Source organism: Lysinibacillus sp. UGB7 (assembly GCF_049058285.1).
GTDB classification, from domain to species: Bacteria; Bacillota; Bacilli; order Bacillales_A; family Planococcaceae; genus Lysinibacillus; species Lysinibacillus sphaericus_B.
This window is the reverse complement of sequence record NZ_JBMGUV010000008.1, coordinates 57,562-82,520: the sequence shown is the minus strand read 5'-3', so window position 1 is coordinate 82,520 and position 24,959 is coordinate 57,562. Positions and strand designations below refer to the sequence as shown.

General features: G+C 40.0%; 20 protein-coding genes. 1 reads left to right on the top strand and 19 read right to left on the bottom strand.

Translation table 11 applies throughout. The annotated features are described in order from the left end of the window. Nucleotides 1-113: 113 nt before the first annotated feature. From meaB to ACOMCU_RS09400, 8 genes are all read right to left on the bottom strand, one after another. The gene (gene meaB, locus ACOMCU_RS09435) at nt 114-1,211 is read right to left on the bottom strand and encodes a methylmalonyl Co-A mutase-associated GTPase MeaB (protein WP_010859725.1); all 1,098 of its coding nucleotides are present in this window, start codon (nt 1,209-1,211) and stop codon (nt 114-116) included. Next, nucleotides 1,211-3,364: a methylmalonyl-CoA mutase gene (scpA, locus tag ACOMCU_RS09430; RefSeq protein ID WP_421050025.1), complete on the bottom strand. Its 2,154-nt coding sequence runs from the start codon at nt 3,362-3,364 to the stop codon at nt 1,211-1,213. The genes meaB and scpA overlap by 1 nt, the downstream gene beginning before the upstream one ends. Further along, nucleotides 3,361-5,052: a methylmalonyl-CoA mutase family protein gene (locus ACOMCU_RS09425; protein ID WP_421050024.1), complete on the bottom strand. Its 1,692-nt coding sequence runs from the start codon at nt 5,050-5,052 to the stop codon at nt 3,361-3,363. Before ACOMCU_RS09425 ends, scpA begins: the two co-directional genes overlap by 4 nt. 132 nt (nt 5,053-5,184) lie before the next feature. Then, complete coding sequence (locus ACOMCU_RS09420) at nt 5,185-6,519, bottom strand: dihydrolipoamide acetyltransferase family protein (protein WP_421050023.1); 1,335 nt, start codon at nt 6,517-6,519, stop codon at nt 5,185-5,187. A gap of 199 nt (nt 6,520-6,718) precedes the next feature. Beyond that, nucleotides 6,719-7,702: an alpha-ketoacid dehydrogenase subunit beta gene (locus ACOMCU_RS09415; protein ID WP_010859729.1), complete on the bottom strand. Its 984-nt coding sequence runs from the start codon at nt 7,700-7,702 to the stop codon at nt 6,719-6,721. Further along, entirely contained in the window at nt 7,702-8,718 is a 1,017-nt protein-coding gene (locus ACOMCU_RS09410; RefSeq protein WP_010859730.1) for a thiamine pyrophosphate-dependent dehydrogenase E1 component subunit alpha, read from the bottom strand. Before ACOMCU_RS09410 ends, ACOMCU_RS09415 begins: the two co-directional genes overlap by 1 nt. Before the next feature lie 76 nt (nt 8,719-8,794). Next, a complete protein-coding gene (gene lpdA / locus ACOMCU_RS09405) occupies nt 8,795-10,222 on the bottom strand; it encodes a dihydrolipoyl dehydrogenase (protein ID WP_421050022.1) in 1,428 nt (475 codons plus the stop codon). A gap of 279 nt (nt 10,223-10,501) precedes the next feature. Continuing rightward, entirely contained in the window at nt 10,502-11,596 is a 1,095-nt protein-coding gene (locus ACOMCU_RS09400; protein WP_010859732.1) for a Leu/Phe/Val dehydrogenase, read from the bottom strand. Between the two features lie 307 nt (nt 11,597-11,903). On the opposite strand from ACOMCU_RS09400, the gene ACOMCU_RS09395 reads away from it, so the two are divergent. After that, a complete protein-coding gene (locus tag ACOMCU_RS09395; RefSeq protein ID WP_010859733.1) occupies nt 11,904-12,140 on the top strand; it encodes a DUF2627 family protein in 237 nt (78 codons plus the stop codon). A gap of 46 nt (nt 12,141-12,186) precedes the next feature. On the opposite strand, the gene ACOMCU_RS09390 is transcribed toward ACOMCU_RS09395, so the two are convergent. The 11 genes from ACOMCU_RS09390 to xseA form a co-directional block, all read right to left on the bottom strand. Next, nucleotides 12,187-12,915 (bottom strand): glycerophosphodiester phosphodiesterase, encoded by a 729-nt coding sequence (locus ACOMCU_RS09390; protein ID WP_010859734.1) that lies wholly within the window; start codon nt 12,913-12,915, stop codon nt 12,187-12,189. Continuing rightward, complete coding sequence (locus tag ACOMCU_RS09385) at nt 12,908-14,479, bottom strand: DUF342 domain-containing protein (RefSeq protein WP_010859735.1); 1,572 nt, start codon at nt 14,477-14,479, stop codon at nt 12,908-12,910. Before ACOMCU_RS09385 ends, ACOMCU_RS09390 begins: the two co-directional genes overlap by 8 nt. Nucleotides 14,480-14,945: 466 nt before the next feature. After that, nucleotides 14,946-15,737, bottom strand: a complete 792-nt coding sequence (gene spo0A, locus ACOMCU_RS09380; protein ID WP_421050021.1) for a sporulation transcription factor Spo0A — start codon at nt 15,735-15,737, stop codon at nt 14,946-14,948. Between the two features lie 353 nt (nt 15,738-16,090). Then, nucleotides 16,091-17,041, bottom strand: a complete 951-nt coding sequence (locus tag ACOMCU_RS09375; protein WP_010859737.1) for a SpoIVB peptidase S55 domain-containing protein — start codon at nt 17,039-17,041, stop codon at nt 16,091-16,093. Between the two features lie 132 nt (nt 17,042-17,173). Beyond that, complete coding sequence (recN, locus tag ACOMCU_RS09370) at nt 17,174-18,865, bottom strand: DNA repair protein RecN (protein ID WP_010859738.1); 1,692 nt, start codon at nt 18,863-18,865, stop codon at nt 17,174-17,176. A 153-nt stretch (nt 18,866-19,018) separates the two neighbouring features. Further along, a complete protein-coding gene (gene ahrC / locus ACOMCU_RS09365; protein ID WP_010859739.1) occupies nt 19,019-19,468 on the bottom strand; it encodes a transcriptional regulator AhrC/ArgR in 450 nt (149 codons plus the stop codon). Between the two features lie 100 nt (nt 19,469-19,568). Beyond that, nucleotides 19,569-20,387 carry a TlyA family RNA methyltransferase gene (locus ACOMCU_RS09360; protein WP_010859740.1) on the bottom strand — a complete coding sequence of 273 codons (819 nt, stop codon included), beginning with the start codon at nt 20,385-20,387 and terminating at the stop codon, nt 19,569-19,571. Continuing rightward, nucleotides 20,387-22,288, bottom strand: coding sequence for a 1-deoxy-D-xylulose-5-phosphate synthase (gene dxs, locus ACOMCU_RS09355; RefSeq protein ID WP_010859741.1), 1,902 nt, complete (start codon nt 22,286-22,288; stop codon nt 20,387-20,389). The genes ACOMCU_RS09360 and dxs overlap by 1 nt, the downstream gene beginning before the upstream one ends. A gap of 164 nt (nt 22,289-22,452) precedes the next feature. Next, nucleotides 22,453-23,334 (bottom strand): polyprenyl synthetase family protein, encoded by an 882-nt coding sequence (locus ACOMCU_RS09350; protein WP_010859742.1) that lies wholly within the window; start codon nt 23,332-23,334, stop codon nt 22,453-22,455. A gap of 3 nt (nt 23,335-23,337) precedes the next feature. Next, complete coding sequence (gene xseB / locus ACOMCU_RS09345) at nt 23,338-23,571, bottom strand: exodeoxyribonuclease VII small subunit (protein WP_010859743.1); 234 nt, start codon at nt 23,569-23,571, stop codon at nt 23,338-23,340. Nucleotides 23,572-23,573: 2 nt separating this feature from the next. Continuing rightward, on the bottom strand, nt 23,574-24,926 hold the full coding sequence (gene xseA, locus ACOMCU_RS09340) for an exodeoxyribonuclease VII large subunit (RefSeq protein WP_421050020.1): 1,353 nt from the start codon (nt 24,924-24,926) through the stop codon (nt 23,574-23,576). Nucleotides 24,927-24,959 lie beyond the last annotated feature (33 nt).

Genomic DNA, 24,959 nt, shown 5'->3' with positions numbered 1-24,959 from the left:
CAAGTTCGCGCCACCCTCTGTTTTGACACTTTAGATTTTCTGCGCTAATACATCTCCTATCATAGCAGTTAGTGACGAATTTGTGCACCTACATGCTCATATAAAAGAACATATTATTTCTGTGACTGCTCATCGCTAAACAAACGATCCACACCTTGTGTTACCGTCAATTGTCCATTTAGAATTTGATGCTCCAAAAGTTGTACCTGGGCTTTACGATCCGCATCACCATAAAATGCATCAATTAAATGGTCAGTAATCATTGATTGAAACCATTCTTTTGTTTGATTTTGGCGCCTGATGGACCAGTAATGATTTGCTTCAACAGACTCTCTAAATTGGCCAATTGTATCCCACACTTTGTCGAGCCCTCGTTTTTCCCACGAACTAACTGGCATCGCTGTAGACATCCAACCTGGTGTTGCTGGCTGAAGGAAATGCAAAATTTGTTTGTACTCGGATACAGTCTTTTTCGCAAGACGGACATTATCGCCGTCAGCTTTATGCACAACAATGGCGTCCGCTAATTCCATAATGCCCTTTTTCATGCCTTGCAGCTCATCTCCTGCACCTGTCAACACTAACAGTAAGAAGAAGTCAACCATACCACGGACATACGTTTCACTTTGCCCAACACCAACCGTCTCAATTAAAATCACATCATAGCCTGCTGCCTCGCAGACAAGCATTGTTTCACGCGTCTTTTTATGAACACCCCCAAGGGTACCTGCAGACGGTGATGGACGAACGAACGCATTTGGCTTTTTCACAAGCTCTTCCATACGCGTCTTATCTCCTAGAATACTGCCCCCTGATAATGAGGAACTCGGGTCTATTGCTAGGACCGCTACCTTTTTCCCCATCTCACATAGCATCGTTCCGAAAGCTTCAATGAACGAACTTTTTCCTGCACCAGGTACACCCGTAATACCAATTCGGACACTGTTTCCTGTATGTGCAAGAAGCTCTTGTAATAACTCTTGCGCCTGTACTTTGTGGGCTGCATTTGAGCTTTCAATAAGCGTAATCGCTCTCGACAATTGCGTACGAGAGCCTGCACGTACTTCACGCGCAAGCTCCTGTATGTCGATTTTCTCTACTTTTTTCTTGCGGAATTTTTTCGGTACACCGTATTGCATACCGTCGTGAGATGCCTCTACGCCACCCATGACAAATAGTGCACTGTCCTGCGTCCCATTGTTTTTGTCCATTATTTAGACACTTCCTCATAACCTAAACGTTTGTAGATTTCCTCGATAATTTTGATGGCCGATACAGGAATAACTGTACCTGGGCCAAAGATTGCCACTGCGCCGGCTTCATAAAGGAATTCATAATCTTGTGCTGGAATAACGCCCCCAACGATAATGATAATGTCCTCGCGTCCTAACTTTGTCAATTCAGCAACCAGTGCTGGTACCAATGTTTTATGACCTGCTGCTAAAGAGGACACGCCAATGCAATGCACGTCATTTTCAACTGCCATTTGTGCAGTTTCCTCTGGCGTCATGAATAACGGTGAAATATCTACATCAAATCCTAGGTCAGCATAGCCTGTTGCGATAACTTTCGCGCCGCGGTCATGGCCATCTTGGCCCATTTTTGCGACTAGAATACGTGGGCGACGACCTTCATTTTCAAGGAATTCGTCTGTCATATTTTTCACTTCAGTAATTTGCTCTTCGTCAGAGAAGTTAGCAGAATATACGCCAGAGATAGAACGGATAATCGCTTTATGACGACCTGATACAACCTCAATAGCATCTGAAATTTCACCTAGCGATGCGCGTGCACGTGCTGCGTCAACAGCTACAGCTAGTAAGTTCTCTTCACCATCTTGTGCAGCTTTTGTTAGACGAGCTAAATGTTTTTGCACTTCTGCTTCATCACGAGAGGCCTTCATCGCATCTAATTGCTCAATTTGCTTTTGACGAACAAGTGTATTGTCAATGTCAAGAATATCGATAGGCTCTTCTTTGTCTAAACGATATTTATTTACACCCACAATTGTTTCTGATTTAGAGTCGATTTTTGCTTGGCGTTTTGCCGCAGCTTCTTCAACTTTCATTTTTGGAAGACCTGTTTCAATCGCTTTCGCCATGCCGCCAAGCTCTTCAATCTCTTCGATTAACGCCCACGCAGATTGTGTGATTTCATCTGTTAATTTCTCAACGTAGTATGAACCACCCCATGGATCGATTATTTTTGTCATAGCAGTTTCCTCTTGTAAGAATAGCTGTGTATTACGTGCAATACGTGCAGAGAAGTCTGTTGGTAAAGCAATGGCTTCATCAAGTGCGTTTGTATGAAGTGATTGTGTATGCCCCATTGACGACGCATTCGCTTCAATTAATGTACGTGTCACGTTATTGAATGGATCTTGTTCTGTTAAAGACCAACCCGATGTTTGTGAATGTGTACGTAATGCTAATGTTTTAGGATTTTTCGGATTGAACGTTGACATCATTTGCGCCCAAATACGACGAGCAGCACGCATTTTTGCTACTTCCATGTAATAGTTCATGCCAATTGCCCAGAAGAACGATAAGCGTGGCGCAAAGGCATCGATATCAATTCCTGCTTTTAGCCCTGTACGAACATACTCAAGACCATCTGCAAGTGTATAGGCAAGCTCGATGTCATTCGTTGCGCCAGCTTCTTGAATATGGTAACCAGAAATAGAAATCGAGTTGAATTTAGGCATGAATTTCGCTGTATATTCAAAAATGTCTGCAATAATTTTTATCGACATTGCTGGTGGGTAAATATATGTGTTACGCACCATATATTCTTTTAAAATGTCGTTTTGAATTGTGCCAGCCAGTTGCTCGGGTGTAACGCCTTGCTCTTCAGCCGCAACGATATAGAATGCTAGCACTGGTAAAACAGCACCATTCATTGTCATTGAAACTGACATTTGATCTAAAGGAATTTGGTCGAATAAGATTTTCATATCTTCCACAGAGTCAATCGCTACGCCTGCTTTACCAACGTCACCTGTTACACGCGGGTGGTCAGAATCATAGCCACGGTGGGTAGCGAGGTCGAAGGCAACGGAAAGACCTTTTTGACCCATAGCAAGATTTCGTTTATAGAACGCATTTGATTCCTCAGCAGTTGAGAAACCAGCGTATTGACGTACTGTCCAAGGACGAGCTACATACATAGTAGGGTATGGGCCACGTGTATTTGGTGCAATCCCTGCAACGTCATTTAAGTGTTTTGCATCTTTGATATCTTCTTTTGTATAAATATCTTTAATTTCAATACCTTCGTTGGTCATGAATTTTTCTTCAGACGCCTCTGGTGCTTCAACTGTTAATACTTTTCCGATTTCAACTGCACTAAAATTTGGCTTGCTCATCGTTGGACCTCCTTCATGCTAACAAACACTGAATTTAATTTTTCAATGATGTTTTGTCCTGCGAAAATAAAGCCGTTTAAGCCATTTGCTAACCAAGCTTCTTCTTCGTCTTTAAATTTACCTGCAACGTCCACAATCACATTAGCTGGTTTACCAGCTAAAATTGCTGGTACTAATTCCTTTGTATTGTCGTCATTTGCTGCAATAACAACGTATTTAGCCTCCGTTGCATGTAACCAAGCTAAAGCCTCCTCCGCTGTTGTAACAGGCTCGCTTTTTTGCGGTACTAAACCTACTGTATTTAAGAAACCAGAAACGAAATCTGCACGCGGTTTCGAACTTTTCAGTGAGCCTAAAGCTAAAATGCCTGTTTTTACATTAGCAGCAGTCATGTCAGCGCGTAATTGCTCGAAAGGTATAGCAATACGTTTAATTTCTGCAAATAGTGGATTTGTTTCAGGATCAAATACGTCTGCAGGATTCGCATAAATATTCGTACCAATTAATGATTGCTTACGAGTTTGTGCTGCTTTAATACGTGCTTGATAAGATTTTTCGAGCTCTTCTGCTAATTTACCGGATGCTGTGTATGCGTCAATGCCGCCAGCCGCTTCGATTTCTAGGAATAATGCCCAGGCTTCTTTCACAAAGTCTGCTGTCAACGATTCAATGAAGTACGAACCACCAGCAGGGTCTGTTATCTTTAATACATTTGTTTCTTCTTTTAATACTAATGATACGTTACGAGCAATACGAACAGATTGTTCTGTCGGTTTCGTTAACGCATCGTGTGGGTGAACTGTAAAGACGTCCGCACCGCCAATTAATCCAGAAAGCGCTTCATTTGCAGCACGCAGTAGGTTTACATAAACATCTAATTTAGAGAAACTACGAAGTGAAGTTTCTGCTACCGTTGGAATTTTTACATTTTTTTCTATGCCATACGCAGATGAGAACGCTTTCCAAAGTACTTTAAAAGCACGGAGTTTTGCGATTTCAGTAAAGAATTGTGTATCCACTGCAAATGAAACATAAAATTTCTTCGCGAATGCTTCAAAGCTTTCTCCTTGCTCTGCATATTTTGCCGCAGTTGCAAGCGCATACGCCAATTCCTGCACGGCATTGGCACCTTCATTGTGATAAATCACTGTGTTTGCCGAATATGTGCGTATATTAGGGAAGTCCGCAAGAACGATTGGGCTTTGAGACACGATGAAACCTTTTACAGCTTCACGTTTGTCAGCTGCAATTTTGTCGAATACTGCTAATAATGGGTCTTTTGCGCTTTTTACCGTAATTTTAAACGAATATTCTGAGAAATAAGTTGCTAATTGTGCCACTATTTCTTCAGTCCATTCAAAACTAACATGGCTATCAACTGTGACGATTTCATTACCACGAGCTAAGCTATCATCAAGTTGTGCAAAGAATGCTCCGCTTGTGTCAGCATAAACTTGCTGTGCCACACGAAAAACTTGACTATCTTGTAGGGAACGGATTGTAGCAACCTGTTTATCAAGTTCATCACCAAGTTTTGCTACTAAACTTTCTTGTGTGTAAAGAGGATCTAATGTAATACCTTCACTTGTTTTCGTTAAAAGAGACTCGAATGGTTTCCCTTTTAAAGCTTTGATTGCTGCATCTTGCCATTCTGAATAAGACGGCTTTTCAAATTCTATATTTTTCATGTTGTTTGACATGCGGACGCTTAATCAGCTTCCCCCCTTAGTAGTTTCTATTTGTTATTCTACATGACAAATTGCGACTCGAAAAGCATTAAAAAATCGGAAACCGTTATACAACAGGTTTCCGATAAGTCGTCAGTAGACTGACGTCGAGGATAAATTTGTATTTTCGAGTATTTCTTTTACTCTATTTAGGAATTTACCACAAACTAATCCATCTAAAACCCGATGGTCTAAAGATAAACATAAATTCACAATATCACGTGCTGCAAACATACCACCTGGTAAGACTACTGGTTTTTTAACAATACTTTCCACTTGCAGGATGGCTGCCTGCGGATAATTAATGATGCCCATTGACTGTACAGAACCGAAAGCACCCGTATTATTAACCGTAAATGTGCCACCTTTACTATCATCCATAGTTAGTTTTCCTGCACGAACTTTCGAAGCAAGTTCATGAATATCTCGTGCAATACCTTTAATTGATTTTTCGTCAGCGTGTTTTATAACAGGGACGAATAATGCATCATCTGTAGCAACTGCTATGGAAATATTAATATCATGCTTTTGAATGATTTTGTCATCTGCCCACATGGAATTCATCATAGGGAATTCCTTTAAGGCCTGTGCAACAGCTTTGACAAAGAAAGCAAAGTACGTAAGATTAAAGCCTTCTTTTTGTTTAAATTCTGTCTTCATGCTGTCTCGGTAAGCAACTAAATCTGTAACATCCACTTCCATCATCATCCATGCATGTGGCACTTCTTGTGCACTACGCACCATGTTATTTGCAATGGCACGGCGTATCTTTGTTACAGGAATTTCAATATCACCTGCTTGAATAGCCTGTGGTATAGCTGCTTTTTCCTGAGGTACTGAAGTTGATATTATTGGCTGAGCAACAGCAGTGGCAATTACTGGCTCAGAAGACGTTACCTCTGTCGTTGGCACATTGCCAGCCTCAATCAATTGTTGAAGGTCTTTCCTTGTGATACGTCCGCCATCACCAGTCCCTGTAACAAGCTCAAGCGCAATATCATGTTCCTGTGCAAGTCGGAGTACGGCTGGTGAGTAGCGAACTTTATCACGTTTCACTGGCTTTTCAGCAGTTATAGTTGCTGTTGTTACTTTAGGCGACTCTTGTTTTTTTTGTACACCTGCATTTAAAATCGCCGTGCTTACTGCTGATTTTTTCGCTGGAGGTGGAGGCGGTAACTCACTGTCACCCGCTATTTCAATCGAACAAACAACCGCTCCAACAGGTAAAGTTTGCCCTTCCTCTGCTAGTAGCTCTGTAATGACCCCTTCAAAGGAAGATGGGATTTCTGCATTTACTTTATCAGTTGCAACTTCTGCTAATGAATCATATTTTTTCACCTTATCGCCTGGTTGTACGAGCCATTTTTCAATCGTACCCTCTGTCACACTTTCACCAAGCTGTGGCATTGTAATATTTTGAATCGCCATCATCTATTCCTCCCATCAATTACGCCTCGGCATAATTGAGTCCGAATTTTGAATTGTGCATATGCAATGCAAAATTCGTGACATCCGCCGAAAGCTTTAACTTTTTCAGTAAGCGCCGTCCCTTACACACACTGCATAGTGAATAACTATTTAGTATTATTATCACCATCTATAGTGGTGGAAGACTGCAACTGAATGGTTAAAAAGCGGCTAGCTCCCGCATCGCTTTTTCTACTTTTTCAGGATTGATCATGAAAAACTTTTCCATTGTTGGTGCATATGGCATCGCAGGTACATCAGGTCCTGCTAATCGTTGGATTGGCGCATCAAGGTCAAACAAGCAATGCTCTGCAATAATCGCCGCAACCTCACTCATAATGCTTCCCTCTTTATTATCCTCAGTGACAAGTAATACTTTACCTGTTTTACTCGCTGCTTCAATGATTGCTTCTTTATCTAGTGGATAGACTGTACGTAAATCAAGAATATGTGCAGAAATACCATCTGCCGCTAATCTTTCTGCCGCTTGTAGAGCAAAATGAACAGCTAGCCCATACGTAATAACAGTAACATCGTCACCTTCACGCTTAACATCGGCTTTACCGATTGGGAGTGTATAGTCATCTAATGGGACCTCACCTTTTATCAGTCGATACGCACGCTTATGCTCGAAAAATAAAACAGGATCTTCGTCGCGAATTGCTGCTTTTAACAAGCCCTTGGCATCATAAGGTGTTGATGGAATGACAATCTTTAAACCTGGTGTACCTGCAAAAAGAGATTCTACTGATTGTGAATGATAGAGCGCTCCATGAATCCCACCACCAAATGGTGCACGTACTACAATTGGACAAGTCCAGTCGTTGTTCGAGCGATAACGGATTTTGGCTGCCTCCGATACGATTTGGTTAACAGCCGGCATGATGAAGTCTGCAAACTGCATTTCAGCGATTGGGCGCATGCCATACATGGCTGCACCAATGCCAACTCCTGCAATTGCACTTTCCGCAAGCGGAGTATCAAGTACACGATACTCACCAAATTGTTCGTAAAGACCAGTTGTTGCTTTGAAAACGCCGCCTTTACGACCAACGTCTTCTCCTAAAATGAAAACACGGTCATCGCGTTCCATCTCTTCCTTCATCGCTAATGTAATCGCATCAATATAAGACATTACTGCCATTACACGTCACCTCCGTCCACTGGTGCATATACGTATTTCAGTGCTTCCTCCGGCTTGGCATAAGGTGCTGCTTCCGCATAATCTGTCGCTTCATTCACCTCTGCCATGACACGGTCTTCTATTTCAGCACGAAGCGTTTCTGTCATAACACCAACATCTTGTAAGTACTTTTCAAATAATACAATAGGGTCCTTGGCCTTTCCTTCTGCAATATCTTCAGCTGTTCGATATTGACGATCATCATCATCCGAAGAGTGCGCTGTTAATCGGAAAGTCACTGTTTCTATTAAACTTGGACCACCACCACTACGTGCACGATCTGCTGCCTCTTTAATAACTTTATATACTTGCAATGGACATTTACCGTCAACAGTTACACCTGGCATGCCATAGCCAATGCCACGATCAGATACTTTAGCACAGCCTAACTGGCGCTCTACTGGTACTGAGATTGCGTATTGATTATTTTCTACCATAATAATTACTGGCAGTTTATGCACACCTGCGAAGTTCGCCCCTTCATGGAAGTCCCCTTGGTTAGACGATCCTTCACCTAAGGTAACAAAGGAAACGAAGTCCTCGTTTTGTAAACGTCCAGCAAGCGCTACCCCCACTGCATGTGGAACTTGCGTTGTAACTGGTGAGGAACCCGTCAAAATACGATTTTTCTTTTGTCCAAAATGTCCAGGCATTTGGCGACCACCTGAATTTGGATCCTCAGCCTTAGCAAAAGCGGATAACATTAACTCTTTTGGTGTCATACCAAAATGTAACACAACGCCCATATCTCGATAATAAGGTGCAATATAATCTTTCTCCTTATTCAAGGCAAAGGCTGCCCCTACTTGTGCTGCCTCCTGTCCCTGACAAGAGATAACAAATGGAATTTTTCCTGAACGATTTAACAGCCACATACGTTCATCCAGTCTTCTAGCCATTAACATTGTTTCGAACATAGCAAGTACATCTTCATTTGATAAACCCAAATCTTCATGTTTTATTTGAACATCTTGCATACGAACACCCCTCTCGTATTAAAAAAATTCTATAGCGCTTTAAATCCCCACATAAAATGCGCTTTCAGCTAATCATTTAAAAGTGAAGCGCCCGATCATCGACTGCTAACGCGGACTCCACCAACACCTCATTCAGTGATGGATGTGGATGGATAGCCTGACTAATTTCCCACGGCGTAGCGTCAAGTAACTTAGCAAGAGAAGCCTCTCCTATTAAATCTGTCACGTGCGGTCCTACCATATGAATACCCAAAATATCATTTGTCTGCTCATCAGCAACAATTTTCACAAAGCCATCCGTTTCCCCATTAACAAGTGCCTTACCGATTGCTTTAAATGGGAACTTACCGACTTTTATGGCATAGTCCTGCTCGCGTGCAGCACTTTCTGTTAAGCCAATGCTTGCAACTTCAGGATAGGAATAAACACATTTTGGTACCTTCAGTACATCAAGTGCTTCTGTTGTCCCTGTGGCAATGTGTTCAATTGCAGACAATCCTTCATGAGAAGCTACATGCGCCAATTGCAAGCCACCGATAACATCTCCTATAGCATACATATGTGATTCTTTGGTTTGATAAGTATTTCGTACTTGGATAAAGCCATTTTCAATTTCAATTTCTGTATTTTCTAAACCGATACCTTGCGTATTTGCTTCACGTCCTACACAAAGTAATAATTTATCTGCCTCAAATAATTCTTCCTTGTCATTAAGTGCAGCTGAAATGAAAACGTTATCATTTTCAATTTTAAAGGTTGCTGTATCTAACTTAGCGTTCGTCACTATGCGGACGCCTCTTTTTTCAAGTTGTTTCGTTACTTCTTTGACGATATCTGCATCTTCCGCAGGTAAAATTGATGGGCCGTATTCTATAACCGTTACATAAACGCCAAAATCACAAAGCATGGATGCCCACTCTATACCGATAACTCCGCCACCAACAATTAGTAACGACCTTGGTAAATTCTCCATTTGCAACGCATGATCAGAGTTCATAACGTAATTTCCGTCAACAGTTAGACCTGCCATACCTCTAGGTTTAGACCCCGTTGCGATAACAACATTTGTCGGTACAAGCATTTCATTTTCTTCGCCATTGTTCATTTCAACCGAAATGGTACCTGGCATTGGAGAAAAAATAGACGGACCCAAAATTCGTCCTGTTCCTTCATACACATCGATTTTGCCTTTTTTCATCAGTGTATTCACACCTTGACTTAATTGCTCAACAACGGCTTGCTTTCTGGCCTGTACCTTATCGAATTGCAATGTAACTCCTTCAATGTCTACACCAAATTCACTCGCTGTTTTATTGGCCATACGGTACACTTCGGCACTTCGAAGTAACGCTTTACTAGGGATACAACCTTTATGCAAGCATGTTCCTCCAAGTCGCTCTCGTTCAACAATGGCTGTTTTCAAGCCTAGTTGTGCTGCGCGAATTGCAGCTACATAGCCACCTGTACCACCGCCTAAGATGACAACATCATAATTTTGAGCCATTCGATATTCCCCCTTATAAAAAAAGTGCTAATGCATCCCTTACCCAAGACAAGCGCTGACCTCCTTGTGGTGATTGCTCAGTTGAAAGCGCAGCCACTGTAAGGATTTAGTACAATCGTACCCGTCAGAGAAACCAACGTGAAAGTAAGTGTTCACTTCACTTGAGAAAGGATGAAGATGAAGCTTAAGCTCAGACATCATTTAAAGCTTATATTTCTTAATCTTTATAATAGAAGAAGTCGACAAAGCGACTTCTTTTAGCTACTAGATAATTATTTATTAACGACCGTGCAAAATATTTTTTTCATTTTTTAAAAATTGACTACGTGACTTAGCTACACGAGCAATACGTTCTTCTGCTAAACGATTGGCTGCCACATAGGTTGGCACACCATCACGTTTTGAAATGGCAAAGATTCTTTCAATACTATCGTAAATACCATCCACACGTTTCATCGCACGTTCACGATTATAACCGTATAATTCATCTGCAACATTGATAACGCCACCTGCGTTAATAACATAATCAGGTGCATACACTATACCTAATTCATGTAAGTAATCTCCATGGCGTGAGTCCTGTAATTGGTTGTTTGCCGAACCAGCAATGACCTTCGCTTTTAACTGTGGAATCGTGTCGTCATTTAAAATGGCTCCAAGTGCACATGGTGAGAAAATATCAGCGTCTTGTGAGTAGATTTCCTCTGGTGCCACTGCTATTGCACCAAAGTCATTCACAACACGGTCAATGGCTGCTTGGTTAATATCTGTTACAACAAGTTTTGCACCTTCATTATGTAAATACTCGCAAAGCTTGTATGCTACATTTCCTAGCCCCTGTACAGCAATTGTACGGCCCTCTAGCATTTCCGAACCAAACGCTTCCTTTGCTGCGGCTTTCATACCACGATATACACCATAAGCAGTTACTGGCGACGGATTTCCTGATGAGCCAAATGCTGGAGAGATTCCTGTTACATAATTTGTCTCCTCATGAATTAAATCCATATCTGTCACTGTTGTACCAACATCTTCGGCCGTAATATAGCGACCGTTCAGTCCTTGAATGAATCGTCCTAATGCACGAAACATTTCTTCATTTTTATCTGTAAATGGGTCACCGATAATGACCGTTTTTCCACCGCCGAGGTTTAGACCAGCTGCTGCATTTTTATATGTCATGCCGCGTGCCAAGCGCAATGCGTCCTCAATCGCATTTTCTTCTGTTGCGTATGTCCACATACGTGCACCGCCTAGTGCTGGTCCAAGTGTTGTGTCATGGATAGCGATAATCGCTTTTAACCCTGATGCTTCATCTTGGCAAAATACCAATTGTTCATAATCATACTTTTCCATATACTTGAAGATTTCCATGAAAACTCGCCCCTTTGCTTTGAAAAGTGCATCCCCAAATGCCCATTCCAATCAAGTTATTAATAGTAATAAAACTATTTTGTAATGGATAATATTGCACCATTTAATTTTACAATACTGACAATTTCACAATTTCGCAACTATTATTACACTTTCTCTATTAAGAAAGAATTTTCTAAAAATTCAGTTCCTATCACTAGTTTTCTATAACTCACTACAGCGCTCGCAAACTATGACTGGCACATAGGCTTTCTTGACATTCCATCATCCACAGGTACAATTAAACTAGGTATGAGGAGGGATACGCATGGCTCGTTTTGCTGCATTCATTGTAATGCTTATTCCTGGTCTTATGGCTGCAGGTGGCATTAAATTTATGCGTGATACATTATTCGGTAAGCTCATCTCACCTTTCCCATTTTTATGGCTACAATTTGTTGTTGGCATCATATTCTTTGTTGTCGGCTTTGGCTTTTTCGCAGGCTTTTTACTTCACCGCGATCGAAAAAAAGGAAAAGTGGCTCCGCGCTTCCAAAAAAAATAGAAATAGCTATCCAAATAAGTCGTTTTGACTTACTGGATAGCTATTTTTATTGACGTTGTTGTATTGCGATCACCTTATCAGGGAAATCTGTAATCCAGCCAACAACAGCTGGATGTGGATTCGTCAAAAATTTTTCATTTCCATCAATCGCATAAAAACGACATGCTTTAGCGCTTGCTACACATGCCTCTAAATAGCGTGGTTTATAATACTTTTTATGCATATGCACGCTGTCAATTGCTTGGTAATCACATAATAAATCCCATTTCAATTTTTTGGTGGCGATAAGTGCTGTCTCATATTGTGGCGTATATTGTTTCACCATTTCTAATAACTCATAGTGAAACGATGAAAAATGACTGCCCTCAGGTAATGTTAGTCCTTGAAGCATACGGACAAGTGCACCTTTATTGTCAAGGATAGTCGATTTTAATTCGACATTTAGTGGGAGTTGTTGTGTATTTGCCCACGCTAAAACTGCATCAAACACTGGAATTTTATACGATGAAAATAGTCGTGCCCACGGCTTTCCAAGTTTAAACCGCTGTAGCTCATCTATCGTACATGCATTCACAAGTTTATTGATGCCAACTAGTCTTGATAATTGTGGATCATGGTACACAACTGGTACCCCTTCTTTTGACAGCTGAATATCTATTTCAATACCGTCAGCTCCAAGCTCTAGTGCTTTTTCAAAAGCTTTAAAACTATTTTCAAGTGCATAAGCCGAAGCTCCCCGATGTGCAAAAACAGGGACAAACGATTCGTTAGACATTTAATTCACCGAATTCGAGTAAAAATTTACCATTTGTCACTTTAGTCAATAGTGATGATTTTTTGCCGATTTGAATATACGTACCTGGATGCGCTTCCTTTTTCACGATAATTTCTTCTTTTCCGGCATGGCGCATTTCATCCATCATTAACTTAATTTCACGATCTACCGTCACTGCCTCGGCCTTCATTTTTGACAAACTCTGCTTGGTTTGCTCAAAAGTAGCAATTTGTTGTGTAGTCATTTGATTGAGAAGTGGTAATAAGCTCTTAAGCTTCGCTTCATGATCAGCGATTTCCGATTGCAGTTGTTTAAGCATTGTTGCTTTTTCCTGCATCAATGAATAGCTCTCCTGTTTATTGACACTTTCAATGATTAAATCTGTTCGACGCTCTAAACGATTTCCAGAAATAGCGGTAACAATAGAACTTTTTGCAACAGCTTGACCACCAATAATTTTACCCTTGCGTTCATCTACAAAAATAGAATGTGCCGAAAGTTGCGAGCCAAGTGAATAAAAGCCTATATGGATACTGTCAGCTGCTACTAAATTGGCTTCATTTACATGTTTTACGAAAATGTTGCCGCCCGCTTCCACAAGCGTAGAGCCAAGGCCAAAAATACCACCCCGAATATACACATCACCCTCAATGGATTTGATGAGTTTCGCTCCACTTACGCCTTCTGCTCCTTCAATCGAAATATCGCCTGTCGCAATCACTGTATAACCAGAAGTAACAGTCCCTTTAATGCTTAAAGACCCATTAAATTCTAAGTTGCCCGTTCCAACTCCAACATCTCCATTTATTGGTAAATGACGGTTAACGCCTATCATACCTTTGACATCATCTAAAACACCAGCTATTTTTGACCGGATGACAGTTTTGCCATCTTCCTCTACTTCATAGGCTGATTTTTTGTCATAACGAATAGGGAAATCACGTCCTGGCGCCGCAGCTAAAATGTCACCGCATACATTTTGACCTGGTTGACCTAATGTTGCAGGAATTTTTTCACCAAGCCACGATCCCTCTGAGATTTCTGATATAAAATTCATATCATAGTAATCAGCTTTTCCGTCTTCACGAATAACGGGTTTTCTCTCTGGTTTTGGTAAATATGTAATTTGCGCATCTGTTCCTGCTACCGGTGATGTTCCTTGAGCAATTAAAAATGCTTTCCCTGGTTCAATTTTAGTAATATCAAAATCTAAAATTCCATGTGTAATACCTTCGTTTGCTAGTGTTTCAACTATTTGTTGAGTTAACTTATCTTTATTCTTATGAATGTAGTCTGTTGTTTCATATATAAATATAGAGGCAGACATTTTATCTCGTGCAATTTCAGCTTCTACATTTGGAAGCCAACGTCCAATTTCAACAGGACTTGTACCTTCTGTCGCTAATACAGTTTTCAATGTAGAAAAATTAGACAGTTTTAATCGTGGATGACTACGTAAGATGCCGTCAAATTCTTTTAATGGAAAACCAGCACTATATGTAAGCATAAATACCTTTCCGTTTTCTTCCGATATTTCGAAGTTATCATTCCGAACTAGGATCACGTTACCTCCTCCTTCCCTCTATCTGTAAGTATATACAATCTATTTACATTTGTTTAGAGACAATTGTCACTACTCACAAAGAAAATACCCCTACTTTATCAGTAATGTTACGATAGAATCCAAGCATTTTCATCGGCAATAATAGCCTATTTATACTATACAAAAACATAATTTACGTCATTAAAAGGTTGGTACTGCCATAATTGTACAAAATTTCTGTAAAATAAAGTCAGTCTATATTTTATCTTTTTCTACACTTAACTACTAGGGATGTCTTCCTCACTATTTTTTATTTACTTAGTATTGGGTCTTGTCTCCTAAATTGCAAAAAAATACGCCTCTCAAACAGTCAGCGCAAACTGTCTAAAAAGGCGTTATAAATTTCGCTATATCAGCGTTATCTAAAATAGATTTACCTAGTTATTCTCCGCTAAGCTATCGTACATAAACCCCAGTCTTACCTATGTTAGCTCGCCATCATATCGATGCGAATCTTGTCCGCAATCATAGCGATGAATTCGCTATTTGTCGGCTTGGACTTTAAGTGATGCACCGTATAACCGAACATCGACGAAATAGACTCATAATTGCCACGATTCCAGGCAACTTCAATGGCATGACGAATGGCACGTTCTACACGTGACGGCGTTGTATTGAATTTTTTCGCGATTTCTGGATATAGAATTTTCGTCACAGAACCTAATAACTCGATATCTTCATACACCATTTGAATCGCCTCACGTAAATAAGAGTAACCTTTAATATGGGCTGGAACACCGATTTCTTTAATAATGGCTGTAATCGTACTGTCTAATTGATGCTGATTTAATTTCTGAGGAGCTGTTTGTTGTAAAACACTTGTCTTTTTCGGTAATGCAGCCTTTTGACCTGCACAATGCAAGATCTTCTGAACCAACTGATCGAACTCAAATGGCTTTAACATAAAGTATGAAGCCCCTAAATCTACTGCTTGTTTCATAACATCCTCTTGTCCAAATGCAGTTAACATAATGACTTGTATAGAAGACATACGTTCATTTTGATACATGGCCTCTAATACCGCTAACCCATCAAGATGTGGCATGATAATATCTAGCAATAAAATATCTGGTGTAAACTCTTCAAGCATTTGAAGACAAATTTTACCATTTGAAGCAGTTGCAATTATTTCAATCTCCGGATGTCCTTGAAAATACTGTTCCATTGTTTTTAATAACTCACGATTATCATCTGCTATCGCCACTTTTACTTTTGTCATTTCAATTCCTCCTTCTGGACTTCACTTTGAATTATCAAAGCGTTAAACCTTTTTCCCCTTTATGCCTTTTTGACACACTGTGGAATTTTCGACATTTTTGTGTTAAAAACCTTTTCTATTTCCAAAAATGAGTATGTAGTCCGATACTTTCTTTTTATATCGACAATTTACGATATTTCCCAGTGAAATATCGTGCGCTCATAAGGTTTATTTTAGTTAAAAATTACATATAAAACTACACTTTTTTTTAAGTATCGATAAATCCCTCTTATTTTGGTATGAAATACTTGGTGAATGAGATAATATATTGCATAAACTTTAGAGAACGGAGCTACCAAAGGCAGCCCCGTTATTTATTCATGTGATTTATTTAACATTTCTGCAACTGTAATTGCTGCCCCTTTTTTAGGTTCCTCCACAAACATATGTGTGACTGCACCTACAAAACGACCGTCTTGAATGATAGGGCTACCACTCATACCCTGCAGGATGCCACCTGTTTTCTCGATAAGCTTTTGGTCAGACACGACAAACTCAAGTCGTCCATTTTCAACTTTTGTGATATCTATTGAAAATGTTTCCACCTTACTGCCCTCAATCGCCGTATAGATTTGAGCTTTACCTGTTTTTATATCTTTTTCATGCATAATTTCAATTGCTTTTGGCAACCTTTGTTGATAACTGTCTTCCCAACGTCCAAAAATACCATAAACTGTATTTTTATCAATACTACCTAGTCGTTCTTGGTGTTTTTCAATGGAAGAAATTTTGTAGCCTGGTTGCCCAGGTGTGCTTTTACGGATTTGTTGGATGGAAGCTAAAAAAATGGAACCAGCTCGAAAGACAGGGGCTTCTTGTAAGGTTGAGTCAACAATTTGATGGCCTAATGCACCGTAATTTTTTGTCTCTGGATCAATGTATGTCAATGTCCCTACTCCATCTGTTTCATCTTTCAAAAAAGAAATAACATGTTCTGCTTCTTTGTCCTTTAATTCAACTGTTACTTGTTTTCCTTCACTTTTCATCGTCCATGTCTGTTGACCCTGTTGTGCAATAGCTTGTTTGGCATCATCAAGTGTTTTTACAGTGGTATCATTTATTTTTTCAATGACTGCACCACCCTTCATCCATTGATTGGAAGCTAACAACACATCATGAGCAACAAATACATGAGATAACTGAAGTTGAATCCCAATTGCTTCGCCCATCGGAATAAGCTTTTTGGCCGCAAAAGCTTGAATGGGCAAACATAAGAACACGATGAGCATAGGCAAAATGACAAATTGACGCCAACGACGATTCATACGACACCTCCTTTTCATTTTAGTCTTGTTACTATGTGTTTTTGTATCATTCTTATAAGCGGTAAATATTTGCGCAAAATGCAAAAAACCCAGAAACAGTTGAAATTGTTTCTGGATATTTTTAAAATAATGTTAACGCATGCGTTTTTTTCGCTCATTGGCCATGTTTAAAAGCTCTGTTGCGTGCTGTAAAGTTAAGTCTGTAATTTCAGCACCTGACATCATTCTACTTACTTCTTCAATGCGCGCATGTGTATCTATTTCAGCCAATGACGTAAACGTACGGTCATGCTCGACTTCTTTTTTTATAAAATAATGATGATCTGCCATTGCAGCCACTTGTGGTAAATGTGAAATACATAACACTTGAGAATTAATAGAAATTGCGGCAATTTTTTCAGCAATTGCTTGTGCCACTCGACCACTCACACCTGTATCAACCTCATCAAAAATAATGGATGTTACACCATTCGATGAAGAGAAAATGGTCTTTAACGCTAACATCATACGCGATAATTCACCGCCAGAAGCAATTTTCGGTAAAGATTTCGGTGGTTCTCCGACATTCGTTGAAATATAGAATATGACCTGATCTTTACCATTTGCATCGAAATAAGGCAAAGCATCAAAATTCACGATAAACTTTGCTTTTTCCATATGTAATTCCCGCAACTCAGCCATAATAGCTTCACTTAATTCATGAGCAGCTACTTTCCGGACATTAGATAGTTCTGTTGCTAATTCATTCAAAATTTCTTCCATTTCAAGAACTTTACGTTCTTTCACTTGTAAAATTTCGTCACGATTTAATAACTCGTTCAGCTCTGTTTTAATTTTTTCATAATAGGTTAAAATATCTTCAACCGTTGCTCCATATTTACGCTTCATGTTTTGTAAAAGAGCAAGTCGTTGCTCGACTTCGTTTAGTCGGGCTGGATCAAATTCGAGTTCGTCTAGTACATTTTTCACCTGATAGGCTGCATCCTGCAAAGCATAAAACGCTGTTGTGACAGCTTCTGAAGCATCTTTAAATTGTTCATCAATGGTAGCAGCATCCTCTAAAGCTCCCATGGCACTACCAATCCAGTCCAAGCCTTTCGTTTCTCCTTGGATTGCTTCATAAGCTGCACTAGATCGTTCAAAAATTTTATTGAAGTTCATCAGACGGCGACGTTCATCGAGCAGCTCGTCTTCCTCACCTAGTTTTAAATTTGCGTCTTCTAATTCTTTCATTTGAAACTGGTACAAATCAATGCGTTGCGCCATTATCTGCTCATCTATAGAAATCGATGCCAATTCTTTCTTCAACGCTCGATATTCTTCATATTGCTTACCGTATATATCTTGAATGGGTGTAAGCTGTTCCTCAGCAAATTGGTCAAGTAAATGAATATGTTGTTTTTCATCCATTAATTCTTGGTTTTCATGCTGGCCATGAATGTCAATCAGACTAGCCCCGATATCCCGTAATACGGATAATGGAACAAGTTTGCCATTCACACGACAGATACTTTTACCAGTGTCATTCAAATCACGACGCAATATGATGGTATCTTCTTCTATTTCTATACCGGCATCCTCTAATTTTTTGTAAACAAGGTGTACAGGACTTGGAATTTGGAATAATCCACCTAACTCTGCTTTTTTAGCGCCATGGCGAATAAATTCTGAATTTCCTCTACCACCAGCAAGTAAATGCACGGCATCAATAATAATCGATTTCCCTGCTCCTGTTTCTCCCGTTAACACCGTTAAACCATCTGAAAAGCTAACTGTTAAATCCTCAATGATGGCAAAGTTTCGAATACTAAGCTCTCTTAACACAAAATGTCACCTCTGTATCAAATTCTCCCTGTTATTTTTCCCGTTACTAACTGGTGCAAATACTAAGTCTTTCACATCAAAATACAGACTATGAAAAGTTATGCCCCTATTAGTTCAACTAAAAATCAGGGAACCAACGATTAAAGTTTCACTTTATAACATTTCTAACAAGCGATTTTTTGTATTTTCACGCTCATTTTCGTCGCGACAAATGATTAAAATTGTATCGTCCCCAGAAATAGTTCCTAAAATTTCTGGCCAATCTAAATGGTCAAGAAGCGACGCGATGGCATTCGCATTTCCTGGAAGTGCCTTCATGACTAAAAAATGCGAAGCACCATCAATACTAATAAAAGCATCTGCTAATGCACGGTGTAATTTTTGTACAGGATTGAATCGTTGGTCTGCGGGTAAGCTATATTTGTAACGTCCATCTTGCAATGGTACCTTGACAAGGTGCAATTCTTTAATATCTCGTGAGACTGTTGCTTGCGTCACATTATAGCCTGCATCCTTTAAAAAATCGACTAAATCATCTTGAGTTTCAATTTCATGATTTGCAATAATATCCCTAATTCGTATATGTCTTTGACTTTTATTCATATCCGTCACCTCTTATAAATAGTTAAGTATTTGTATATTTACACTACCATCTTGAACATAAAAGCACAAGAAAAAACACGGCTCTACTAGCGAGCACGTGTTATTTTAGTGCACTATGCGCTTCTTCAACGAGTGCATTAAAAGTTGTATATGCAGGAATTTTTTCCGCATCTACTGGATTCACTAAATGGAATAAAAATTCAATATTACCTTCGCCACCTGTAATTGGCGAAAAAGATGCATCCTTGACAATAAATCCAACTTGTGTGGCCATTTTTGCAGTCTTTTCTAAGACATCAAGGTGTACCTTTTTATCACGAACAATGCCCTTTTTACCTACATTTTCTTTTCCGGCTTCAAACTGTGGCTTTACTAAAGCCATGACATCCCCACCAGGCATTAATACTGTTTTTAAAACTGGTAAAATTAAAGATAATGAAATAAAGCTGACATCTATTGTGGCAAAGTCAGGCAATCCCTTTGTTAAATCAGCCGCCGTCGTATAGCGAAAATTTGTTTTTTCCATAACGGTTACACGTTCATCGGATCGTATTTTCCATGCAAGCTGATTTGAACCTACATCTAATGCATAACAATGTCTTGCACCATTTTGTAGGGCACAATCTGTAAAGCCACCTGTAGAGGAGCCGATGTCCAACATCAGCTTACCTTCTACAGACATATCAAAAATTTGTAGTGCTTTTTCCAGTTTCAAGCCTCCACGGCTCACATACTTTAAATCTGAACCTTTTACTTGTAGTGGTGCATCGATAACAATTTTTTCTCCGGCCTTATCAATGCGAATTTCATTTGAAAAGACAAGCCCAGCCATAATAGAGCGTTTCGCCTTTTCTCGTGTTTCACACAGTCCACGCTCTACAAGTAAAATATCTACACGTTCTTTCGGTTGTTTTGTCATTATTTGTTTAAACCTACTTGCTGTTTTTGTTGTAGTAACACATGCATTCGTGCTACTGTATCTTCTGCTGTCATATGGATTTCTGCAAGCAATTGGTCTACATTGCCATGCTCGATAAATTGGTCTGGGATACCCATGCGATCGATAAGTGCATTTAAATAGCCGTGGTCATGAGCAAATTCGAGCACACCGCTACCAAAACCGCCTTGTAATATCGCCTCTTCAATCGTTAGTACTGGCATATGATTCGTTAAAATACGATGTAGCATATCTTCATCCATCGGTTTAATGAATCGTGCATTGACCACTTCTACGTCGATACCTTGTTGTGCTAAAAGATTTGCAGCTTCCATAGCCATTGGAATTGTCGTTCCAAATGTTAAAATAGCAGCGTCTTTTCCTGCTCGCAATACTTCCCAGCTACCAATCGGCAAACTCATTAGTTCATCATCCATCGGTACCCCTAAACCATTGCCTCGCGGATAGCGAAGCGCAATCGGTCCACCATCATAATCGATCGCTGTTTTCACCATATGCTGTCCTTCATTTTCATCCTTAGGCATCATAATGGTCATATTTGGCAAATGACGAAGGAATGCAATGTCAAATACACCTTGGTGTGTTTCACCATCTGCTCCAACTAAACCGGCACGGTCAATACCAATAAAGACATTTAAATTTGGCCGTGCAATATCATGAAGGACCTGATCGTAAGCACGTTGTAAAAACGTTGAGTAAATAGCTAGAAATGGCTTCATTTTCTGTGTCGCAAGACCTGCCGCCATCGTTGCAGCATGCTGCTCAGCTATCCCAACATCAAAGAAACGTTTAGGAAAATCTTGTTGAATTCCTTGTAATTTTGAGCCCACTGGCATTGCAGGAGTAATTGTGACAATACGCTCATCTTCATGTGAAATTTTGCGAACTGTCTCAGCGATTAAACTGCTCCAAGCAGGACCTTTTGTTTCTGATTTCACAAATGCGCCAGTCTCCATTTTATAAGGACCTGTCCCATGCCAATTACCAATTGTATCATCTTCAGCAGGTTTGTAACCTTTACCCTTTTTCGTAATAACATGAACAAGGACAGGGCCATTTACCTTTTTAGCATACGATAACGTCGTTTCAAGTGCGTCAAAATCATGTCCATCGATTGGTCCTAAATATTTAAAGCCCAATTCTTCAAAGAAAACACCTGATACAACCATATATTTCAAACTATCTTTTAAACGTTCTGCTGTTGATGCAAGTTTACCACCAAGAACAGGTATTTTATTTATTAATGATTCTAATTCTTCTTTGGCTTTGGAATATTCCTTGGCCGTGCGCAGACGACCGAGTACACTATGCAAGGCACCAACGTTCGGTGCAATCGACATTTCATTATCATTTAAAATGACAATCATATTTGTTTTCGCATGGCCAATATGATTTAACGCCTCTAGCGCCATACCGCCTGTTAAGGCCCCGTCCCCGATAATAGGGACCACAAAGTTTTTTTCGTTTTTAATATCACGTGCTGCTGCCATACCCATAGCTGCTGACAAAGAAGTCGAGCTATGACCTGTTTCCCATTCATCATGTTCACTCTCCACAAGCTTTGGAAATCCACAAAGCCCTTTGAACTGACGTAATGTATCAAATTGACTCGCGCGACCTGTCAAAATTTTATGCACGTAAGCTTGGTGGCCAACATCCCATAAAAACTTATCTTTTGGACTGTCAAACATTTTATGAAGCATAATTGTGAGCTCCACAACGCCTAGGTTTGGTCCGATATGACCACCTGTGACAGAACATTTTTCGATTAAGAAGGTACGAATTTCTTTTGCAAGCTGTTCGAGCTCCTTCTTATTTAAGTTTTTTAAAAAGGATGGACTAGAGATCTTGTTTAAATCCACCTTTTTCACACACCTTTTCAATAAATTATTCACCGCATTCGTGTTTCCACCATTATAACAGTGTTATCATTATGCTAAAAGTACGAACACTTTATTGTTTACACATTGGCAAACGTCCTCACCTATTCTAGCATAATTGTTCCCTTTAACGCCTTGTTTTTCTCTTAGTTTTTACGATGAACAATATATGATGCAAACTCTTGTAGTAAGCTACCATTTACTTGTAATTTGCTTAGTGCTGTAATAGCAAGCTGATAATGCTCGTCAAGTTTTTCTTTTGCTCCATTTAACGTTAACAATGCCGGATAAGTGCTTTTATCGCTCGCTACATCTTTACCTGCTGTTTTTCCTAGTTCCTCTGTAGTTCCCTCAATATCTAAAATATCGTCTTGGATTTGGAAAGCAAGGCCTATATGATGTGCGTATTCCTTTAAAACTGCACGTTCTTCTTGAGATACATCAGCTAATACTGCGCCTGATTCTATGCTAAAGCGTAATAATGCACCTGTTTTATTGATATGAACATGCTCAAGCTCAGTTAGGCTTAACTGACGTTTCTCACCTTCCATATCCAGCACTTGACCACCAACCATGCCTTCTGCGCCAGCTGCCACACTTAAGAGATTTACTAATTCAATTCGTTTCTCCGCAGATACATTCATGCGCGCCAAAATGCCGAAAGCTAATGTATTTAATGCATCTCCCGCAAGTGTTGCTAGCGCCTCACCAAATACCTTATGATTCGTCGGCTTACCACGACGGAAATCATCATTATCCATACTTGGTAGGTCATCATGGATTAATGAATACGTATGAATCATTTCAATAACCGCACCTACAGTGAGCCCATCCTTTTTGTCTTTAGCAAACAGTTCTAATACCGCTAATACGAAAAGCGGACGAATGCGCTTGCCTCCTGCTTTTAAAGAATAGAGCATCGATTCCTTTAAATCGGCCGGTGCGTCAATTTTTTCAACAAGTGCGAACATTTCAGCTTCTACTTGTGGTGTATTGCTTTCAATAAAATGTTTTAATTGCTCGTTCATTGATTAGTTCTCTCCCTTTAGCGGATCAAATGCTGTTGTTTCACCTGTCTCTTGGACAATCGAGATTAACTGTTGTTCTGCATGTTGAAGCTTACCATGGCAAAATTGTGATAGTTCCATGCCTTGCTTATATAAATCAATCGCATTTTCTAATGGTACGTCGCCTTGCTCTAACTGACGGACAATTTCTTCAAGTGCCGTCATTGCTTCTGCGAATGTTTGTTGGTTCTTCGCCATGTCTATTCCCCCTCATTATTTGGCAAGACATTTGTCACTTCAGCAATAACTTTCCCATCATGGAAGGAAAGTACTAGCTGATCTTTTGGCTTTAAGTTAGCGGATGATTTTAACATTTTTTCATCTTTGTAAGCAACCGTAAAGCCCCTTGTTAAAATAGCAAGTGGATTTAATGCTTCAAGCGTTCGCACAGATGCCTCAAATTGTTGCTTTTGCTTCGTTACAAAATGTGTTGCTGAACGTGTTAGCTGATGGATGCGTGCTTCCAGCTCTTTTTGATGGAATGCTAATGCTTTTTTCGGTGATTGTTGCTCCACAGCACTGTGCAATTTTTGAAGTTGTGCTGCTTTTTTCATTAAATCTACCTGCATTGCTTTCTGCAACCCCGACTCAATTTGTGCGAGTCTCTCCGTAAATGGTCGATATAATCTCTCCGGCATCGACAGTGGATAAGACTGTTGGAGCTTATTTAGACGTTGTCGCTCTGCCATAAGTTGCGCTCTTACTATTTGATGAAGTTGCGACTTTTGTGCGAGTACACGCTGGAATAGTTCCTGCTGATCTGGCACGGCCATTTCTGCTGCTGCAGTTGGTGTGGGTGCCCGCAAATCTGCGACATAATCAGCTATAGTCGTATCGGTTTCATGACCAACCGCACTAATGATGGGGATACGGCTTTCGAAGATTGCACGTGCAACCACTTCCTCATTAAATGCCCATAAATCCTCAATGGACCCTCCACCACGACCAACAAGTAATACGTCACAACTTGCATCACGATTAGCACGTTCAATACTTTGTACAATGCTTGGTGCTGCTTGCACCCCCTGCACAAGTGTTGGATAAATTAAAATTTCAGCAAGCGGATATCGCCGTTTTAGTGTTGTGCAAATATCGCGAATCGCCGCTCCCGTGGTTGACGTTAAGATACCAATTTTTTCCGGGAACTTCGGTAACGACTGTTTCCATTCAGCTTTAAAAAGTCCTTCCTTTTGTAACTGTTCCTTCAGTTGGTTAAAGGCAACGAACAAGCTGCCGATGCCATCCGGCTGCATTTCCTGCACATATAATTGATATGTACCATAACCTTCGTAAACGTTTACATCTCCTCGGATAAATACCTGCATACCATCCGTTGGCTCGAATGCTAGTTTCGATGCGGCTGCTTTAAACATCGTTGCCGCTATCCGTGCACCGTCATCCTTTAACGTAAAGTAAATATGCCCTGATTGATGTACCTTGACATTTGATAGCTCTCCCTTGACATAAACCTCACGTAAATGCGGGTCAGCATCAAATTTTCGTTTAATATATTTTGTTAACGCTTTTACAGTTAAATAAGAAGCTGATGACATTTTGATTCGGCTCCTTTACTAAAATCAAGTTTT

Coding starts and splice junctions, on each gene's coding strand:
- ACOMCU_RS09375 (WP_010859737.1), bottom strand. CDS start 17,041: ATGAATCGTCGTTGGCGTCAATTTGTCATTTTGCCTATGCTCATCGTG.
- ACOMCU_RS09360 (WP_010859740.1), bottom strand. CDS start 20,387: ATGACAAAACAACCGAAAGAACGTGTAGATATTTTACTTGTAGAGCGT.
- scpA (WP_421050025.1), bottom strand. CDS start 3,364: ATGAGCAAGCCAAATTTTAGTGCAGTTGAAATCGGAAAAGTATTAACA.
- ACOMCU_RS09425 (WP_421050024.1), bottom strand. CDS start 5,052: ATGAAAAATATAGAATTTGAAAAGCCGTCTTATTCAGAATGGCAAGAT.
- ACOMCU_RS09350 (WP_010859742.1), bottom strand. CDS start 23,334: ATGAACGAGCAATTAAAACATTTTATTGAAAGCAATACACCACAAGTA.
- ACOMCU_RS09400 (WP_010859732.1), bottom strand. CDS start 11,596: ATGGAAATCTTCAAGTATATGGAAAAGTATGATTATGAACAATTGGTA.
- xseB (WP_010859743.1), bottom strand. CDS start 23,571: ATGGCGAAGAACCAACAAACATTCGCAGAAGCAATGACGGCACTTGAA.
- ACOMCU_RS09390 (WP_010859734.1), bottom strand. CDS start 12,915: ATGTCTAACGAATCGTTTGTCCCTGTTTTTGCACATCGGGGAGCTTCG.
- meaB (WP_010859725.1), bottom strand. CDS start 1,211: ATGGACAAAAACAATGGGACGCAGGACAGTGCACTATTTGTCATGGGT.
- ACOMCU_RS09395 (WP_010859733.1), top strand. CDS start 11,904: ATGGCTCGTTTTGCTGCATTCATTGTAATGCTTATTCCTGGTCTTATG.
- spo0A (WP_421050021.1), bottom strand. CDS start 15,737: ATGACAAAAGTAAAAGTGGCGATAGCAGATGATAATCGTGAGTTATTA.
- lpdA (WP_421050022.1), bottom strand. CDS start 10,222: ATGGCTCAAAATTATGATGTTGTCATCTTAGGCGGTGGTACAGGTGGC.
- ACOMCU_RS09415 (WP_010859729.1), bottom strand. CDS start 7,702: ATGGCAGTAATGTCTTATATTGATGCGATTACATTAGCGATGAAGGAA.
- xseA (WP_421050020.1), bottom strand. CDS start 24,926: ATGTCATCAGCTTCTTATTTAACTGTAAAAGCGTTAACAAAATATATT.
- ACOMCU_RS09410 (WP_010859730.1), bottom strand. CDS start 8,718: ATGCAAGATGTTCAAATAAAACATGAAGATTTGGGTTTATCAAATGAA.
- ahrC (WP_010859739.1), bottom strand. CDS start 19,468: ATGAATAAAAGTCAAAGACATATACGAATTAGGGATATTATTGCAAAT.
- ACOMCU_RS09420 (WP_421050023.1), bottom strand. CDS start 6,519: ATGGCGATTCAAAATATTACAATGCCACAGCTTGGTGAAAGTGTGACA.